Annotated in this window: 15 protein-coding genes; 6 read left to right on the forward strand and 9 right to left on the reverse strand. The window is 70.4% G+C overall.

What is annotated here, in order from left to right; genetic code table 11:
* Positions 1 to 246 precede the first annotated feature (246 nt).
* From AAC134_RS10840 to AAC134_RS10860, 5 genes are all read right to left on the reverse strand, one after another.
* Complete coding sequence (locus AAC134_RS10840; RefSeq protein WP_339949105.1) at positions 247 to 771, reverse strand: hypothetical protein; 525 nt, start codon at positions 769 to 771, stop codon at positions 247 to 249.
* A 73-nt stretch (positions 772 to 844) separates the two neighbouring features.
* Entirely contained in the window at positions 845 to 1,567 is a 723-nt protein-coding gene (locus AAC134_RS10845; protein WP_339949106.1) for a DsbA family oxidoreductase, read from the reverse strand.
* An 84-nt stretch (positions 1,568 to 1,651) separates the two neighbouring features.
* Positions 1,652 to 2,356, reverse strand: a complete 705-nt coding sequence (locus AAC134_RS10850) for a type 1 glutamine amidotransferase (RefSeq protein WP_339949107.1) — start codon at positions 2,354 to 2,356, stop codon at positions 1,652 to 1,654.
* A 5-nt stretch (positions 2,357 to 2,361) separates the two neighbouring features.
* Entirely contained in the window at positions 2,362 to 3,423 is a 1,062-nt protein-coding gene (locus AAC134_RS10855; protein WP_339949108.1) for a patatin-like phospholipase family protein, read from the reverse strand.
* Between the two features lie 223 nt (positions 3,424 to 3,646).
* Entirely contained in the window at positions 3,647 to 4,432 is a 786-nt protein-coding gene (locus AAC134_RS10860; RefSeq protein ID WP_339949109.1) for a 3-hydroxybutyrate dehydrogenase, read from the reverse strand.
* 346 nt (positions 4,433 to 4,778) lie between these two features.
* On the opposite strand from AAC134_RS10860, the gene AAC134_RS10865 reads away from it, so the two are divergent.
* Both AAC134_RS10865 and AAC134_RS10870 read left to right on the forward strand, forming a co-directional pair.
* Complete coding sequence (locus tag AAC134_RS10865) at positions 4,779 to 6,617, forward strand: extracellular solute-binding protein (protein ID WP_339949110.1); 1,839 nt, start codon at positions 4,779 to 4,781, stop codon at positions 6,615 to 6,617.
* A gap of 322 nt (positions 6,618 to 6,939) precedes the next feature.
* Positions 6,940 to 7,332, forward strand: coding sequence for an HIT domain-containing protein (locus tag AAC134_RS10870; RefSeq protein WP_339949111.1), 393 nt, complete (start codon positions 6,940 to 6,942; stop codon positions 7,330 to 7,332).
* A 200-nt stretch (positions 7,333 to 7,532) separates the two neighbouring features.
* Here AAC134_RS10870 and AAC134_RS10875 read toward each other — a convergent pair whose 3' ends face one another.
* Positions 7,533 to 8,078 carry a carboxymuconolactone decarboxylase family protein gene (locus AAC134_RS10875; RefSeq protein WP_339949112.1) on the reverse strand — a complete coding sequence of 182 codons (546 nt, stop codon included), beginning with the start codon at positions 8,076 to 8,078 and terminating at the stop codon, positions 7,533 to 7,535.
* A gap of 367 nt (positions 8,079 to 8,445) precedes the next feature.
* Here AAC134_RS10875 and AAC134_RS10880 point away from each other — a divergent pair, with 367 nt between their 5' ends.
* The gene (locus AAC134_RS10880) at positions 8,446 to 9,393 is read left to right on the forward strand and encodes a leishmanolysin-related zinc metalloendopeptidase (protein ID WP_339949113.1); all 948 of its coding nucleotides are present in this window, start codon (positions 8,446 to 8,448) and stop codon (positions 9,391 to 9,393) included.
* A gap of 90 nt (positions 9,394 to 9,483) precedes the next feature.
* Here AAC134_RS10880 and AAC134_RS10885 read toward each other — a convergent pair whose 3' ends face one another.
* The 3 genes from AAC134_RS10885 to AAC134_RS10895 all read right to left on the reverse strand — a co-directional run bounded on the left by AAC134_RS10885 (position 9,484) and on the right by AAC134_RS10895 (position 13,762).
* Positions 9,484 to 11,457 (reverse strand): bifunctional 2',3'-cyclic-nucleotide 2'-phosphodiesterase/3'-nucleotidase, encoded by a 1,974-nt coding sequence (locus AAC134_RS10885; protein ID WP_339949114.1) that lies wholly within the window; start codon positions 11,455 to 11,457, stop codon positions 9,484 to 9,486.
* A gap of 271 nt (positions 11,458 to 11,728) precedes the next feature.
* The gene (locus AAC134_RS10890) at positions 11,729 to 12,880 is read right to left on the reverse strand and encodes an acyl-CoA dehydrogenase family protein (protein ID WP_339949115.1); all 1,152 of its coding nucleotides are present in this window, start codon (positions 12,878 to 12,880) and stop codon (positions 11,729 to 11,731) included.
* A 156-nt stretch (positions 12,881 to 13,036) separates the two neighbouring features.
* On the reverse strand, positions 13,037 to 13,762 hold the full coding sequence (locus tag AAC134_RS10895) for a helix-turn-helix domain-containing protein (protein WP_339949116.1): 726 nt from the start codon (positions 13,760 to 13,762) through the stop codon (positions 13,037 to 13,039).
* 467 nt (positions 13,763 to 14,229) lie between these two features.
* Here AAC134_RS10895 and AAC134_RS10900 point away from each other — a divergent pair, with 467 nt between their 5' ends.
* From AAC134_RS10900 to AAC134_RS10910, 3 genes are read left to right on the forward strand one after another with little or no spacing between them, the layout of a single operon-like run.
* Positions 14,230 to 15,030 (forward strand): ABC transporter ATP-binding protein, encoded by an 801-nt coding sequence (locus AAC134_RS10900; protein ID WP_339949117.1) that lies wholly within the window; start codon positions 14,230 to 14,232, stop codon positions 15,028 to 15,030.
* Positions 15,027 to 15,740: an ABC transporter ATP-binding protein gene (locus AAC134_RS10905; RefSeq protein ID WP_339949118.1), complete on the forward strand. Its 714-nt coding sequence runs from the start codon at positions 15,027 to 15,029 to the stop codon at positions 15,738 to 15,740. Before AAC134_RS10900 ends, AAC134_RS10905 begins: the two co-directional genes overlap by 4 nt.
* Before the next feature lie 3 nt (positions 15,741 to 15,743).
* Positions 15,744 to 16,622 (forward strand): branched-chain amino acid ABC transporter permease, encoded by an 879-nt coding sequence (locus AAC134_RS10910; protein WP_339949119.1) that lies wholly within the window; start codon positions 15,744 to 15,746, stop codon positions 16,620 to 16,622.
* Positions 16,623 to 16,624 lie beyond the last annotated feature (2 nt).

Raw genomic sequence — 16,624 nt, forward strand, 5'->3', positions numbered from 1 at the left:
CCAGGCGCCACGCCGAACAGCCCCCGTCGAACCCGCCTCGCAAAGCGCCTGTTCTTTGGTGAGTCAGGAGCCCGCCAGAGGCTCCCGCCCTCCCCACCGAGGCGCACCCCTCACCCCACACGGGACGCAGCCAAGCCCGCCCGCAGGGCGCCTGCTTTCCGTTTGCTCAAACGAAGACTCCCCGGGCCCAACAAGGCGCCCAGGGTGTTCCTCTCATGCTCCGACAAGCAGACTGCGCGCCCGCCCTCAGTAGGCGATCCCCATCGAGCCGCTCAGCGCCAGCACCGCCAGCCCCAGGGCCAGGGTCGCCATCACCTCGATCGCGACCAGATAGGTGTGGTTGCCGTGCAGCATCGCGAGCGCGGCCTGGTGCGCCTCGGGGTCGCCGCGCAGGCCGGTGGCGTGAACCCGCTCTTCGCCGTCGGCGATCGAGCGGCGAACCGGCTCGGTCATGAACAGGTACATCCCGCCCACCAGCATCAGCAGCGCCAGCGGCGCCCCGTCGCCCGCCTGCGAGAGCTTGTAGAGCCCGGCGACCGCCAGCACGATTCCCGTCAGCATCACGACCAGGAACCGGGCCGAGTGGCGCCACAGCGCCTGTCGCCGCGCCTCGATCGCCTCGAGCGCGTCTTCGCTCACGCGCCTGTGGGACGAGGGGCAGCGCCGCCAGCAGATCAGCGACCAGCCGGTGCGCAGCGCCATGGCCAGAAGCAGCCAGCGGGTCAGCGGATCCTGACCGATCGCCTCGAGGATGTTCGCCAGGCCGTCCATCAAGCCGTCCTCCGCGTTCCGCCGCGCGGCCGGCGTCCTTCGCCGGCCCCTGCGGCCACAGCCCGCCCCACCCTCAGGCGGGGCCGGGCCAGTCGTTCTCCGCTCGGTCCCTTTCGGCGTCGTCGAGCTCGTCGGCGTCCTCGGCGGCATCCTCGGCCTGCACGGCCTCGATGCCGCGGATCTCCTCGATCACGCGCATCCACAGGTCGGGCTCCTGCGCCCCCTGGATCACGTACTTGCCGCCCACGAGGAAGGTCGGCACGCCGCCCACGCCGATCTCGCGCGCGGCCTCGTCCTCCTCGATCACCTCGACCCGGTCGGCGTCCGACTCGAGCAGGGCGGCCACCACCCCGCGGTCCAGCTCGGCCGCCTCGGCGATGTCGAGCAGCACCGAGCGGTCGGAGATGTCGAGCCCGTCCTCGAAATAGGCGTGGAACAGCGCGTCCACCACGCGGCCCTGCGCGCCCTCGGTCCGCGCCCAGCGGATCAGCCGGTGCGCGTCCACCGTCGAGGGGGTCCGGGCGATGCGGGAGAAATCGATGTCGAGCCCCGCGGCCTCTGCGGCCTGCGCGATCTGGTCGTAGACCTGCCGCGCCTTCTCCTTGCCGCCGAACTTGCCCTCGAGATAGCTGCGCCGGTCCATGCCCTCGGGGGGCATGTCGGGATTCAGGCGGAACGGCCGCCAGCGGATGTCGAACGGATGGTCCGGCATGCTCGCCAGCGCATCGTCGAGTTTCGCCTTGCCGATGTAGCACCACGGGCAGATCGGGTCGGAGATGATGTCGAGCGTGATCATGGCCGCAATGTGGGTAGCCGCGGGCCCAAGGTCAATTCCAGCTTTCACGGCGTCCTGACGCACGCGTCAGCGCGCGGTCGCCGGCTAAAGCCCGAAATGACGGTCCAGCAGCCCGCGATACCAGGCCTTCAGCGCCGGGTCGTGGCGGACGAAATCGGCGTCCTGCCGGGCGAGGCTCGCGGCGCCCGGCCGATGAAGATGGGCCCCGAGCTCGGCCTGCCAGGTGTCGAGGATCGGGCGCGTCACCTCCGGGTGGAACTGGGTGGCGAGCGCGGCGCCCACGCGGAACGCCTGGTTGGCCCAGGGCCCCTCGGCGGTCGCCAGCATCTCGGCCCCCGGCGGGCGCGAGAACCCCTGAAAATTGCCCGACAGCACCGTCAGCCCCTCGGGAATCGGGTTTTCGGGGATCTGGTCTTGGGGGGCGGGCAGGGGCCGCACCTCGTGAAAGCCCCAGGCGATGCGCCCGGCCGGATCGGGGGCGACCTGCGCGCCCAGCGCGTGGGCCAGCATCTGCGCGCCCAGGCACACGCACAGCATCGGCAGGCCGCGGTCGAGCGCCCCGCGCATCAACGCCATCTCCTGCTGCATCCAGGGCTGGCTCGCGAGGTCGGTGACCATCTGCGGCCCGCCCATCACCAGCAGCCCGTCGACCTTCTCGAGCCCCGGCAGCGCCTCGCCCTTCCAGGCGTGGACGACCCGCGCCTGCGCCCCCCGCGCGCGCAGATGCGACAGCCCCGCGTCGGGCGTCGCGTGGTCCATGTGCTCGAGGATCAGGATCCGGCGCGCCATCGCCTTCACCCCGCGTAGAGCGAGCGCAGGTCGACGCTGGCCTGCTTGCCCAGATCCGACCAATGCTCCTTGAGGAAGCTCTCGGCGGCCGTGCGCCCGAGGTCTTTGAGGTTGCGCACCAGCGTCCAGTCGGCGTTCATCTTTGTCGCCACCCCCAGCTTGCCCATGGTCTCGTCGTCCGAGATCGAGTGCACCAGCACGTCCTTCATCGCCCCCTCCGGGATCACCCCCTCGGCCAGCAGGCGGCGCACGAAGGTGATCGCGCGAAGCTCCCCCAGCAGGGCGGCGTTGAAGCTGATCTCGTTGGTGCGGTTGAGGATGTCGCGCGCGGTGCGGGGCAGCTCGTCGCGCACGATGGGGTTGATATGCACGATCAGCAGGTCGCGCGCCTTGGTGCCGTAGAACAGCGGCCACAGCGGCGGGTTGCCGGTGAAGCCGCCGTCCCAGTAGGCCTCGCGACGGCCGGTCTCGGGGTCGTCGATCTCGACCGCCTGGAACACCGAGGGCAGGCAGGTCGAGGCGAGGATCGCCTCGGTCCCGATCTCCTCGCCCTGGAACACCCGCGCCTTGCCGGTGCGCACGTTGGTGGCGCCGATGAACAGATGCGGCGGCTCGGCGTTGCAGATCGTGTCGAAATGCAGCTGCTCGATCAGCAGGTTGCGCAGCGGGTTGATGTTGAACGGGTTGAGGTCGTAGGGCGAGAACATGCGCGTCAGGCTGTCGCCGAACCCCCACGAGGACCCCGCCTCGATCGCGTCGGCAAGGTTCTCGGTGGTCGGGTCGAAGGCGCGCACCCACTCCAGCAGCGGGTTGGGCAGCCCCGAGGAATACCGCGCGATCGAGCCCCAGAACCGGTCGAGCGAGGCCCGCGCCGCCTCGCGCCCCCCGTTCAGCAGCCCGGTCTTCATCGCGGCCGCGTTCATTGCGCCGGCCGAGGTCGCGGTGATCCCCTCGAACTCCAGCGCCTCCTCCTCCAGCAGCCGGTCGAGCACGCCCCAGGTGAAGGCCCCGTGCGCGCCGCCGCCCTGCAGGGCGAGGTTGATGGTCTTGGTCTTGCGACGGGCCATGGCCGCCTCCGTTCGCTCGTCCGCGCCGGGCCCCGGGCGGGCGGGCGCCCGCCCGGGGATTCGCCGACGCTCCGGGGCGCCGAGGTAGGCCCGCCCGGGGCGCGAATTCAATAGGCGGACGCTGCGTCGCCCCGGACGAGGCGACGCGCCCTGACCATCGCGCCCCGGTCGGGGCGACGCGCTCTGGCTGTCGCGCCCCGGTCGGGGCGACGCCGGTGCGCGGTTACAGGGCCGTCCAGCCGCCGTCGACCGAGATCGTGGTGCCGGTGATCTGGGCCGCGTCCTCCGAGCACAGGAAGGCCACCGTGCCGCCCAGCTGCTCGACGGTCGCGAACTCCTTGGAGGGCTGACGCTCGAGCAGGACCTTCTCGATCACCTCCTCGCGGCCCATCCCGTACTGCTTCATCGTGTCGGGGATCTGCGCCTCGACCAGCGGGGTCAGCACATAGCCCGGACAGATGGCGTTGCAGGTGATCGGCTCGCGCGCGGTCTCGAGCGCGGTGACCTTGGTGAAGCCCACCACGCCGTGCTTGGCGGTCACGTAGGCGCCCTTGTAGGGCGAGGCGGTCAGCCCGTGGGCCGAGGCGATGTTGATCACTCGACCCCAGCCGCCCTTGCGCATGATCGGCAGGGCCGCGGCGGTGGTGTGGAAGGCCGAGGACATGTTGATGGCGATGATCGCGTCCCATTTCGCGACCGGGAAATCCTCGATCGGGGCCACGTGCTGGATGCCGGCGTTGTTCACGAGAATGTCGACGCCGCCGAACTTCGCCTCGGCCTTGGTCACCAGGGCCCGGCACTGGTCGCCCTTGCTCATGTCGGCCTGAATGTAGGCCACGTCCACGCCGTGTTCCTTCGCGATCTTCTCGGCGAGCGCATGGTCCTCGTCGGAATCGGAGAAGGAATTGATCACGACCCGGGCGCCGCGGGCGGCGAGGCATTCGGCGATGCCGAGCCCGATGCCCGAGTTGGACCCCGTCACCACGGCGGTTTTTCCGGTGAGAGACATGTCGCGTTTCGCTCCTGCGAGAATTAGGGTGCGCAGCGTCGCGGCCGGGTCGGGCAGGGGTCTTTCGGGGTCCCGCCCGCCGACCGGCCGCATCGCGCCGGCGCCAGGACACTATGTCTTCGCAGGTGCGAAATCGAGCGGCGCGCGCCGATGCGACGCAGGAATGCGGCGCGCAGGGGCGTTGTCGGAACCAGCAGTCTGGGGGGCGCAAAAAAAAGACGCCCTCCGAGGAGGGCGTCCAGTGTTGAGGCAGGTTTCATACAGGCAAGAAACCTATCGAGCAGTGGGGGGAGGATACGGAACAGCGACGCCGCTCGGCAAGCGAAAGTTTCGCGACCTCCGTCGTTTGACGCAATTCGCGGCGGTTTCGCGCGAACTCCGCCGGGGGGCGCGCGGTCTGGCGGTGGCGGCGCTGGCGGGGCTGCATCTGGCGCTCGGCGCCACATGCAGCGTGTCGGCGGCAGAGCCCACGCAGGGTCTTGCGATGCTCGGCGCGCCGGAACTGCCCGCGGACTTCGATCATCTGCCCTACGCCAATCCCGACGCGCCCCAGGGCGGGCGGATCGTGCTGGGCGAGATCGGGGGATTCGACTCGCTCAACCCCTACATCCTCAAGGGCCGCTCGGTCTGGGCGGTGCGCGGGCTGATGATCGAATCGCTGATGGTGCGCTCGATCGACGAGCCTTTCGCGCTCTACCCCTCGCTGGCCGAGTCCGTGACCGTGCCCGAGGACCGCGCCTGGGTGGAGTTCACGCTCGACCCCCGGGCCCGCTTCTCCGACGGCGCGCCGGTGACCGTCGAGGATGTGATCTGGTCGATGGAGGTGCTGGCCGAGAAGGGCCTGCCCGGCTTCCGCTCCACCTGGAACCGGGTCGCGGGGTGGCAGCGGACGGGCGAGCGCTCGGTCCGTTTCGACTTCGTCGAGCCCGACGCCGAGCTTGCGATGATCCTTGCCCTGCGCCCGATCCTGCAGGAGGCCCACTACGCCGGGCGCGACTTCGCCGACAGCTCGCTGGTCCCGCCGGTCGCCTCGGGCCCCTACACGGTCGAGGACGTCGAGCCCGGCCGCCGGGTGGTGTTCCGCAAGGACCCCGACTGGTGGGGCGCGGACCTTCCCGCCAACCGCGGCCGCTTCAACTTCGAGACCATCCGGCATGAGTGGTTCAAGGACGGCTCGGCCCTGTTCGAGGCGTTCCGCGCCGGCGAACTCGACCTGGTGCGCGAGGGCGATCCGGCGCGCTGGGCGGACGGCTACGCCTTCCCCGCCGCCCAGCGGGGCGAGATCGTGCAGGAGACGATCCCCTCGGGCCGCCCCTCGGGGATGATCGGCTTCGTGTTCAACACCCGCCGCGCCGTCTTCGAGGACATCCGCGTGCGCGAGGCGCTGGCGCTGGCCTTCGACTTCGAATGGGTGAACCAGACCCTCAACCGCGGCGCCTTCGCGCGGGTCCGCAGCCCCTTCGGCGGCTCGGTCCTGGGCTTCGAGGGCCCGGCCGAGGGGCGCGAGCGCGAGATCCTCGCCCCCTTCGCCGACACGCTCCCCCAGGGCGCGCTCGACGAGGGCTTCGCCTGGCCGCAGACCGATGGCGAGGGCCGCAACCGGCGCAACCTGCGCCAGGCCGCCAAGCTGCTGGCCGAGGCCGGCTGGTCGGTCGAGAACGGCGTCCTGGTCGACGCGCAGGGCGCGCCCTTCCGCTTCGAGATCCTGCTCGGCGGCTCTGCCTGGGAGACGGCGGCAGAGGTCTTTGCCCGCCAGCTCCGGCCGCTCGGCATCGAGGCCTCGGCGCGGCTGGTCGACGGGGCGCAGTACGAGGCGCGACGCTCGGAGTATGACTTCGACATGATCGTCAACACCTGGGCGATGAGCCTGAGCCCCGGCGCCGAGCAGCGCTTCTACTGGGGCCGGGCCGGCGCGACCCAGCCGGGCACGCGCAACTACCCCGGCATCGACAGCCCCGCGGTCGAGGCCGCCCTCGAGGCGATCCTGGCCGCGACGACGCCGCAGGACCACGCGGCGGCGGTGCGCGCGCTCGACCGGGTGCTGACCACCGGCTTCTGGTTCGTCCCGCTGTGGTACGCGCCCGAGAGCCGGATCGCCTACCGCGCCGACCTGCGTCACCCCGAGCGGCTGCCCCTCTACGGCGACTGGCCGGGCTGGCTGCCGGACGTGTGGTGGCGCGAGTGACCCCGGACGGCGCGCCCTGCTCCCGGGGCGCGCCGCCGACCCGACGAGCGTGACGGAGCGGACTGCAGGCGCCCTGCGGGCGGGCTTGGCTGCGTCGCGCCAGGGCCTGTGGGCGCGAGGGGCCGGCGAGCGGGCGGGCCAGGTTGCCGGCGATCGCCCAGGGGGCGAGCAAAGTTGACAGCTGTCAACTCTGCGTTCCAAGCCGCGAGGGCTGCGGGCGGGGGCGCGGGCCCGCCCTCGGCGCAGGGGCGATGGACGGGGGGCGGGCGGCTGCGCTAACCCTTGGCCCGATCGCCCCGACCCCGGCCCCAGGAAACGCCCGATGAGCTACGCCTACGACGACCAGAACATCTTCGCGAAGATCCTTCGCGGCGAGATCCCCTGCAAGAAGGTGCTGGAGACCGAGCACAGCCTCGCCTTCCACGACATCCACCCGCAGGCCGAGGTCCACGTGCTGGTCATCCCCAAGGGCCCCTACGTGACCTACGACCACTTCGCGGCCGCGGCTTCGGACACCGAGATCGTCGACTTTACCCGCGCGGTGGGCGAGGCGGCCAAGGCCGTGGGCGTGGCGCCGGCGCAGACCGAGGGCGGCAGCCGCATCCTTTCGAACGCCGGGCCCGACGCGCACCAGGAGGTGCCGCACCTGCACATCCACATCTTCGGCGGCGAGTTCCTGGGCCGGATGATCTCGGTCCCCTCCCGCCGCAAGTGACGCAAGGTCGGTCAGGGGCGCATGCCGCGCTCCTGCACGACCTGCAGCGGCGGCCCGGGGTCGCGGCCCGGAGGCGCCCCGGCCTAGAGCCGGGGCCTCGCGCGCGGGTTCGCTCCGGCGCATCGGCGGGGGAGCGGGCGCCATTCCCGGTCAGGCGCGCAGCCCCGCCCAGGGGCGCAAGCCGCGCGGCCCCCGGGGCCTCACATCTCGGGGTCGACGCCTTCAGGCAGGTCGGCCTCGAACACGTTCAGCGTCAGCGAGACCATCGCGTAGTAGCCGTTGATCCCCACCAGATCGACAAGCCCGTCGCGGCCCAGGATCGCCAGCGTCCGCTCATAAAGCTCGGGCGCAACGGTGCGGTCACGCTGGGCGGCGAGGCTGAATTCGTGGCAGATCGCCTCCTGTTCGTCGGCGAAGGGCGGGGGAGCGCCGTCGCGGATCGCGTCCAGAACCGCCTCGGAGACGCCCGCGTCGAGCGCCATGCGCTTGTGGGCGTACCACTCGAACTGGGCGCTCCAGACGCGGGCCACGGTGCAGATCGCGATCTCGGACAGGCGCGGGGGCAACGAGGAGCCGAAGCGGCAGTAGGCGCCCAGCTCCTGGGCCGGCGCGGCGAGGCCGGGGCGGTGCAGCCAGAAGCCCAGCGGGCCGATGATGGCGCCGCGAGGGCCCGAAAGGATGGTCTGCGCCACCTCTTTCTGAGCGTCGGACATCTGCGAGGGCTCGGGCGGGGCGAGGCGGGCCAAGGGCGGTCTCCCTGATCGTGTCTTGTGTGAGGACCCCGACCATGGCCCGCCGCGCGCCCCGCGTCCATCGCCAGCGAAGCGGGGATGGACCGGGGGCCGGAGGGGGAAGGCGAACCGTGCGCGCACCCTCGAAACATGGATCGGGCGGGCGCATCGGGGAGCGAACTGGCGGGGAGATCCGGGGTTTCGGAAGGGGCGCCGGACGCCGCGTCGACGCGGGGCGCCGGAGGCGGCGTCCGTCGGGGCGCCGGGCGGGGCGGCGGGGCAAGGGATCGCTGGCGGCTTCCGGTAGGGTAAGCTATCGTGAACCCGTCCGGGAGCGGTTGCCGCCCCTTGCGGACGCGTTTCAATCCCTTGGGGGGGTGTCATGTCTCATGCTCGTTTCGCCGTGGCCGCGCTTGTCGCGGGCCTCGGCTTCGCCGCGCCGGCCGCGGCCTACACCATCAATTCGGACGTCGGCTACGACGGGCTGCGGCTGGACGGATACGGCTCGTTCGGGCTCAATCTGCTCAACGACGATGCGACGGGGGCCTTCGCCTCGGGCGACGTCGACCTGTTCTCGGCGCTGACGGGCGCCGCCACCACGCTGTCCGGCCTGATCAGCGGCTACATCAACGAGTCCTTCGCCCACTACATCGAGAACTCGGCCTTCCCCGGCCTGCCCGCGCCCGGCTACGACATCGTCGTGCAGGTGCTCGAGCTCGACGGCGCCGGCAACACGCTGGCCCAGGCCGGCGGGCTGACGGCGGTCACCGACTTCGACTTCGTGATGCCGACCTACGGCGTCATGCAGATCGACGCGGCCGACCTGACGCTGATGAAGACCAACAACATCCTCGAGGACGTGATGCTTCACGAGATGATGCACGCGCTCGGCTTCGGCGGCTTCTACTGGAGCGCGAACGGGGTTCTGGCCTCGGCGGGGGAGTATATCGGGGCCTCGGGCCTCTCGGCCTACGAGATGGAATACGTTCCGGGCGCAAGCTTCATCCCGCTGGAGGACACGGGCGGGAGCGGCACCGCCGGCTCGCACTGGGATCAGGAGTTCTTCGGCGACAATGCGGGCGGGTCGACCTATGACGAGGAGCTGATGACCGGCTTCATCGGGACCTCGTCGTTCCTCTCGCAGACCTCGATCTTCAGCCTGCAGGACATCGGCTACGCGCTGGGCGACACGGTGGCGGCGCTCAACGCCGGGCCCCTCTACTATTACGAGCCGCCGGTGTCGGCGGTGCCGGTTCCCGCGGCGGGGGGGCTGTTGGCCTCGGCGCTGCTGGGGCTGGGGGTCGTCAGGCGGCGGCGGCGCGCGGCCTGATCGCGGGGTCCGTGCGCGGGGCCGAGCCCGCGCGCAAGCCGGAACGACGGACAGCGGCCGCCCCCGGGGGCGGCCGCTTCGCGTTCTGGGTCAAAGGGTGATGCGGTAGCGGGCGAACCCGTCCGCGCCCTCGCCGGCGGGCTCGATGCGCACGCCTTCGACTGCGCCGGCGTAGTCGCGTCCGCCGGGGCCGGTGTCGAAGACCACCGTGGTTCCCGCCATCGGCGCGAAGGACCAGTTGGCGTCGGCCGAGGGGTTGATCGTGCCCTGATCGACGATGTAGCGCACGATCACGTCGCGGTTGGTGTCGGGAGCGACGAACACGACCTTGTCTTCGGTCACGCCAGGGAAGTTGCCGCCGCCGCCGGCGCGATAGTTGTTGGTGGCGATGACGAATCTGGCCTGCGGATCGATCGGGGCGCCCTCGAATTCAAGGTCGACGATGCGGCTGGCCTCTGGGCTGACCACCGCCCCGTCGCGGTCGTATTTCGCCGGCTGCGAGAGGTCGATCCGGTAGCTGACCCCGTCAATCACGTCGAAGTTGTAGGAGGGGAAGCCCGGGTTGATCAGGGGCGCGTCGCTGGCCCCCGGCTCGACCTGGTTGAAGATGCCCGCCGACATCTCCAGCCACTCCTTCACGTCGGCGCCCGTGATCAGCATGGCGCGCGCGGTGTTGGGATAGAGGTAGAGGTCGGCGACGTTCTTGATGGCGATGGGGCCGGTCTTGACCTCGGTGTAGTACTCCGGCCCGCCGCGGCCGCCGGCCTTGAAGGGGGCGGCGGCGGAGAGGATCGGCAGGTCCGCATGCTCGGAGCCCGCCAGCATCTGCCCGATGTACCAGGTCTGGGCGTTCGAGACGATCTGGACCGAAGGATCGTCGGCCACCAGCGCGAAGTAGGAGTGCAGCGGCGCCGAGGTCTCGCCGACCGCGCGGCGCACGTAGGCGAGCGTCGCCTCGTGGTCGGCGCGCGCGGCCTCCTCGACGGCGGCGACGCTCTCGACCAGGGGGACGTTGTTGCGCTCGACCCGCTCGTAGATCGGGCGGGCCTCGGTCTGGGCCGAGACCACGCGCCACTGGCCGCCCTCGCGCTCGATCATCAGGTCGATCAGGCCCATGTGGGAGCCCCAGAAGCCGGCCATCACCCCGGGCTTGCCCGCGATCGTGCCCTTGCCGACGTCGAGTCCCGCGACGCCCTCGTACTTGGGCCCGGGGAAGTCGAGGTGGCTGTGGCCGGTGACGATGGCGTCGATCCCCTCGACCGCGGCGAGCGGGATGGCCGCGTTCTCCATCATCGGCGCGTAGGCGTCCGAGCCGATGCCGGTGTGGGCGAGCGCGATCACCAGGTCGGCGCCTTCTTCGCGGATCCGGGGGACCCAGGCGCGGGCGGCCTCGACGATGTCGCGGGTCTCGACGTTGCCCTCGAGGTGGCGCTTGTCCCAGGACATGATCTGGGGGGGCGTGAAGCCGATCAGGCCGAGCTTGAGCGCATGCGTTTCGCCGGCGCCGTCGGTGACCTGGGCGTCCACGATCACGTAGGGGGGCAGCCAGAGGTCGTCGGCGCGGGGCTGGGCGGCGAGCTGGCCGCGGGCGACGTTGGCGCACACGAACGGGAAGTTCGCGCCGGCCAGCACCTTGTCCATGAAGCTCAGGCCGTAGTTGAACTCATGGTTGCCCAGCGTCGAGCAGGCGTAGCCCAGCGTGTTCATCGCCGCGATCACGGGGTGGACGTCGCCCTCCTTCATGCCGCGTTCATAGGCGATGTAGTCGCCCATAGGATTGCCCTGCAGGAAGTCGCCGTTGTCGACGAGGATCGCGTTGGCGGCCTCGGCCCGGATCCCCTCGATCAGGGCGGCGGTGCGCGAGAGGCCCATCGAGTCGTTGGGCTTGTCGGCGTAGTAGTCGTAGGGGAACACGTGCACGTGCAGGTCGGTGGTCGACATCACCCGCAGGTGCGCCTGGCCGGCGGCGGCGCGGGCCGAGAACGGGTGCAGCGCGATCAGCGCGCCGGCGGCGGCGCCGGCCTGCAGCAGGCGGCGGCGGCCGAGATCGATGGGGCGGGGCATGGGGGGACACTCCCTGACGTTGGGGGGCGGGCGACGAGGCGCGCGCCGTGGTTTGCGGGCGCAATCATGCGCCCGCGGGCGCGGACCGTCATCCGCCGATGTCGCAGGCGCATGACGGGGCCGCGACGGTTCTGCGAAATGGTCCGCGGCGCGCGGCGACAGGAACCGCGCGCCGCGCGGAGACCCGGGCGCCGGTGAGCGGCGGCGCGCCGGGCCCCCTCGGGGCGTCGGCGCACCAGCCGCCGCCCCGGTTCGGCCTTCGTCCTCGGCGTCAGTTGCGCGGGTAGGCGCCCATCCGCTTGGCGATGATCTGCAGCATGACCTCGTCGGCCCCGCCGCCGATCGAGGTCAGGCGCAGGTCGCGGTAGCAGCGTGAGACGAAATTCTCCCACATGAAGCCCTGGCCGCCGAAATATTGCAGGCACGCGTCGGGGACCGCGCGCGCGAGCCGCCCCGCCTTCAGCTTGGCCATCGAGGCGAGGGTGGTGACGTCCTCTCCCTCCAGCATCAGCTCGAGCGCGCGCCAGGCCATGGCGCGCAGGGCCTCGACCTCGGTCTGCAGTTCGGCGAGCTTGAAATGGACCGACTGGTTGTCGAGCACGGGCTTGCCGAAGACGCGACGCTCGGAGGTGTAGGCGATGGTGTCCTCGATGCACATCTCGAGGGTGCGGCACTTCACGAAGCAGGCCGAGAGGCGCTCCTCCTGGAACTGCTGCATCTGCATCTGGAAGCCGCGGCCTTCCTGGCCGATCAGATGGGACTTGGGGACCCGCACGCCGTCGAAGAAGATCTGGGCGGTGTCCGAGGCGCGCATCCCCAGCTTCTGCAGGGGTTTGGAGACCTCGATCCCGCTGGCGTCCATCGGCACCAGGATCAGCGACTTGTTGGAATGCTTCGACCCGTCGGAGGTGTTGGCGAGCAGGCACAGCCAGTCGGCCTGGGTGGCGTTGGTGATCCACATCTTGGTGCCGGTGATCACGTAGTCGCCGCCGTCGGCCACCGCCTGGGTGGCGATCTGGGAGACGTCGGAGCCCGCCTGCGGCTCGCTGACCGCGATCGAGGCGACCATCTTGCCCTCGATCACCGGGCGCAGCCAGTTGCGGCGCAAGGCGTCGGAGCCGAAGCGCGCGACCGCGGGCGTGGCCATGTCGGTCTGCACCGAGACGCCCATGTTCACGCCGTTGCAGCGCGCGGCGCCCAGCGCCTCGAGGAAGCAGGCGTGGTAGGAATAATCGAGGCCCTGGCCGCCGAACGCCTCGGGCTTGTTGATGCCCAGCAGGCCCAGATCGCCAAGTTTTCCAAGGATTTCGTGGGCGGGCCAGACGCCGGCCTCCTCCCATTCGTCGGCGCGGGGGTTGACCTCGGTCTCGACGAATCTCGTCATCGTGTCGCGGATGGCGCGATGCTCTTCGGTCAGCCGCATGGGCCGATTCCTCCCCGGATGATCCTTGTTGGCCGTCTGGTTCAGCCCGGCGTTGCGGGCGGTGCGGCCCGTTTAACTAACTCCTTAACTAACCGACGGGCAAGCGGAGTCCGCCGGCCGGCGGCCGGTTGCGCGGGGAGGGCGGGCAGGGGGCGGTCAGGCCTGGCGGGCGAGGGCGCCTTCCAGGCGCGCGGCCGCCTGTTCCAGCCGCGCGGCGGCCTCGCGCAGGGCGGCGGCGTCGTCGTCGCCGGCCTCGCGCGCGGCGGGCGCGCGGCCGAGGCCCGCCAGGAACGCGTCGACCACCGGGCCGGCGGTGGCCGCGGGGATCTCGGCGACCGGCACGCCCTTGGTCAGCGCCGCCCGGCAGGCGTAGCCGAGCCCGCCGTAGAACATCGCCCGCATCATCGAGGGGGCGAGATCCTCGCGCAGCTCGCCCGACGTCGCCCCCTCGCGCGCCACGTGGTCGAAGACCTCGGTGTAGCCGTGATGCATCCGGTAGGCGTCCGAGGAGCGGTATTCCTCGATGAAACCGATCTGGTAGGTCAGGCGGGCGAAGATCTTCCAGGCGGGGGCCACCGCCGACAGCCAGTGCTCGGCCAGGAAGGCCAGCCGGGGCTGGGCGCCTGCAAGCCGGGCGACCCCGGCCTGCGCCTCGCGCGTGAGGCGGGCGTAGAAGCGGCGCTGCACGGCGTCGAACAGCGCGTCCTTGCCGCGGAAATACAGGTAGACGGTCCCCTCGGCCACGCCGGCGGCGCGGGCGATGTCGGCGACCCGCGCATTCTCGAACCCGTGGATCGAGAAGGCGTCGAGGGCGGCGTCCACGATCTGGCGCTCCATCTCCTCGACCCGCTGGCGGCGGGTGCTCTGGGGTCGTCTGGTCACGCAGGGCTCCGGGCGGTCGGCGGGCAGGGGGGCGAAAGGCGCGGGCGGGGATGAGTCCGACTCATGATTCTTGAGATGCGACTCAGTTCGCCCATGAGTTGACCTCAGGTCGGCGACCGGGCGCAAGGCCGAGTGCGGCGCCGAAAAGTAATTGCTGCGGCGCCAAAAAGAATTCGGAAGCCCATCAACTTCAATCTGTTGAACGAGTGGTCAGCAAGCCTGACATTTTCATGAAGCCCCTGTGAAACCGCTGGAATCGCCGGTTATTCAGGCGCTTGATATGCGTCGGCAAATCTGTTGGACTGCTGGGAAGTCCAACAAGATCGCGCAACCACGCGACGTCAGGGAGGAGACATGAACGGCATGACCGCCTCGGGCGGACGGATCTCGGCTGCGCCGGGCATCCGGTCCATACCTCTATTCAACGCCAGCGTGCGCGCGCCGGCCCATCTTTACGGAGGGGCTCGATGAACGCGCCCATGCGGCCCGCCGCGGCCGGCGCCACGCCGGTGATCGCGGTCGAGAACGTGACCGTCCGCTTCGGCGGCATCGTGGCGCTGGACGGGATCGAGTTCGATATCCACGAGGGCGAGATCCTGGGCCTGATCGGGCCCAACGGCGCCGGCAAGACCACGCTCTTCAACTGCCTCAGCCGGCTCTACACGCCCAACGACGGCGACATCCGCTACAAGGGGACCACGATCCTGGGCCAGCCCGCCCACAAGATCGCGGGGCTCGGCATCGGGCGCACCTTCCAGAACGTGGCGAGCTTCTCGAACCTGAGCGTGCGCGACAACATCCGCGTCGGCGCGCACTCGGCCTCGAAGTCGGACCCGGTCTCGGACTCGCTGCGTCTGCCCTGGGTGCGCAAGGGCGAGCGCGACATCGACGTCCGCGTGCAGGAGCTGATCGACTGGCTGGAGCTGAACGAGGTCGCGGACCTGCCGGTCGCGGGCCTGCCGTTCGGCACCCAGAAGCGGGTCGAGATGGCCCGCGCCATGGCGACCGAGCCCAAGCTGCTGCTGCTCGACGAGCCTGCGGGCGGCCTCAACCACGACGAGGTCGAGGAACTGGGCAAGCTGATCCGCATGGTGCGCGACGAGCGGGGCGTCACCGTCCTGCTGGTGGAGCATCACATGGCGCTGGTGATGTCGGTCTCGGACCGGGTGGTGGTGCTGAACTTCGGCCGCAAGATCGCCGAGGGCACCCCCGAGGAGGTCCAGAAGAACCCCGAAGTGATCGCAGCCTACCTGGGAGGCGACGAATGAGCCCGATCCTGGAAGTGAAGGGGCTCGAGGCCTCCTACGGCGACCTCAAGGTTCTTCGCGGCATCAATTTCGAGGTCGAGCAGGGCGGCGTGGCCACGCTGCTGGGCGCCAACGGCGCCGGCAAGACCACGACCCTGCGCGCCATCTGCGGCATGATCCGCCGCAAGGGCGAGATCTGGTATGACGGCGACCGCATCGACCGGCTCTCGACCGAGGCGATCGTGCGCCGGGGCATCGCCCACGTGCCCGAGGGCCGCGGCACCTTCACCACGCTGACCACCGAGGAGAACCTGCAGCTGGGCGCAATGACCCGGCCGATGGGCAAGGACATCTCGGCCGACATCGAGCGGTGCTACCACTTCTTCCCGCGGCTGAAGGAGCGGCGGGCCCAGCAGGCGGGGACGCTGTCGGGCGGCGAGCAGCAGATGCTGGCCATCGCCCGCGCCCTGATGCTGCGTCCGCGGCTGATGCTGCTCGACGAGCCGAGCTTCGGCCTCGCGCCGATGATCACCAAGCAGATCTTCGAGATCCTCGCCAACGTGAAGAAGGAGTCGGGGGTGTCGATGCTGGTGGTCGAACAGAACGCCTCGCTGGCGCTGGGCATCGCCGACCACGCCTATCTGATCGAGACGGGCGGGATCGTGATGGCGGGCGAAGCGAAGGCGATCCGCGAAGACGAAGGCGTGCGCGCCGCCTACCTGGGGTACTGAGCGATGGAACTGTTCCTTCAACAGGTTGTCGCGGGCGTCGCCACGGGGGCGATCTATGCCTGCGTGGCCCTGGCGGTCGTGATGATCTACCAGGCGATCCACCACCTGAACTTCGCCCAGGGCGAGATGGCGATGTTCTCGACCTACATCGCCTGGCAGCTGCTGCAGTGGGGCCTGCCCTATTTCGTGGTGTTCCCGCTGGTGATCCTGATCAGCTTCGTGGGCGGCTTCGCCATCGAGCGGATCGTGTTCAAGCCGATCGAGAACGCGCCGGTGCTGAGCCACATCGTGATCTTCATCGCGCTGTTCGCGATCTTCAACAGCTTCGCCGGCTTCATCTGGGACTTCACCATCAAGGCCGTGCCCTCGCCCTTCGGGGACGGGCCGCTGTGGGAAGGCGCGATGATCGGCAAGCACCAGGCGGGCATGATCGGCGTGACGCTCGTCGTCCTGCTGCTGCTGTGGAGCTTCTTCACCTTCACCCGCGTCGGCCTCGCCATGCGGGCGGCGGCGGCGAACCCCGAGAGCGCGCGGCTGGTGGGCATTCGCGTGTCGATGATGACGGCGCTCGGCTGGGGCATGGCCTCGGCCATCGGCGCGGTCGCGGGCATGCTGATCGCCCCGGTGGTGTTCCTCGAGCCGAACATGATGCTCTCGATCCTGCTCTACGGGTTCGCGGGCGCGGTTCTGGGCGGGCTGACCAGCCCGCTGGGCGCGGTGATCGGCGGCTTCATCGTCGGCGTCGTCGAGAACCTGGCCGGCACCTACATCCCCGTCATCGGCGGGGAACTGAAACTGCCCATCGCGCTGTTCCTGATCGTCGCGGTGCTGCTGGTGAAACCCGCGGGCCTGCTGGGCCGCCGCGTGGTGCAGAGGGTCTGACA

The organism is uncultured Albimonas sp., assembly GCF_963977235.1.
GTDB lineage: Bacteria > Pseudomonadota > Alphaproteobacteria > Rhodobacterales > Rhodobacteraceae > Albimonas.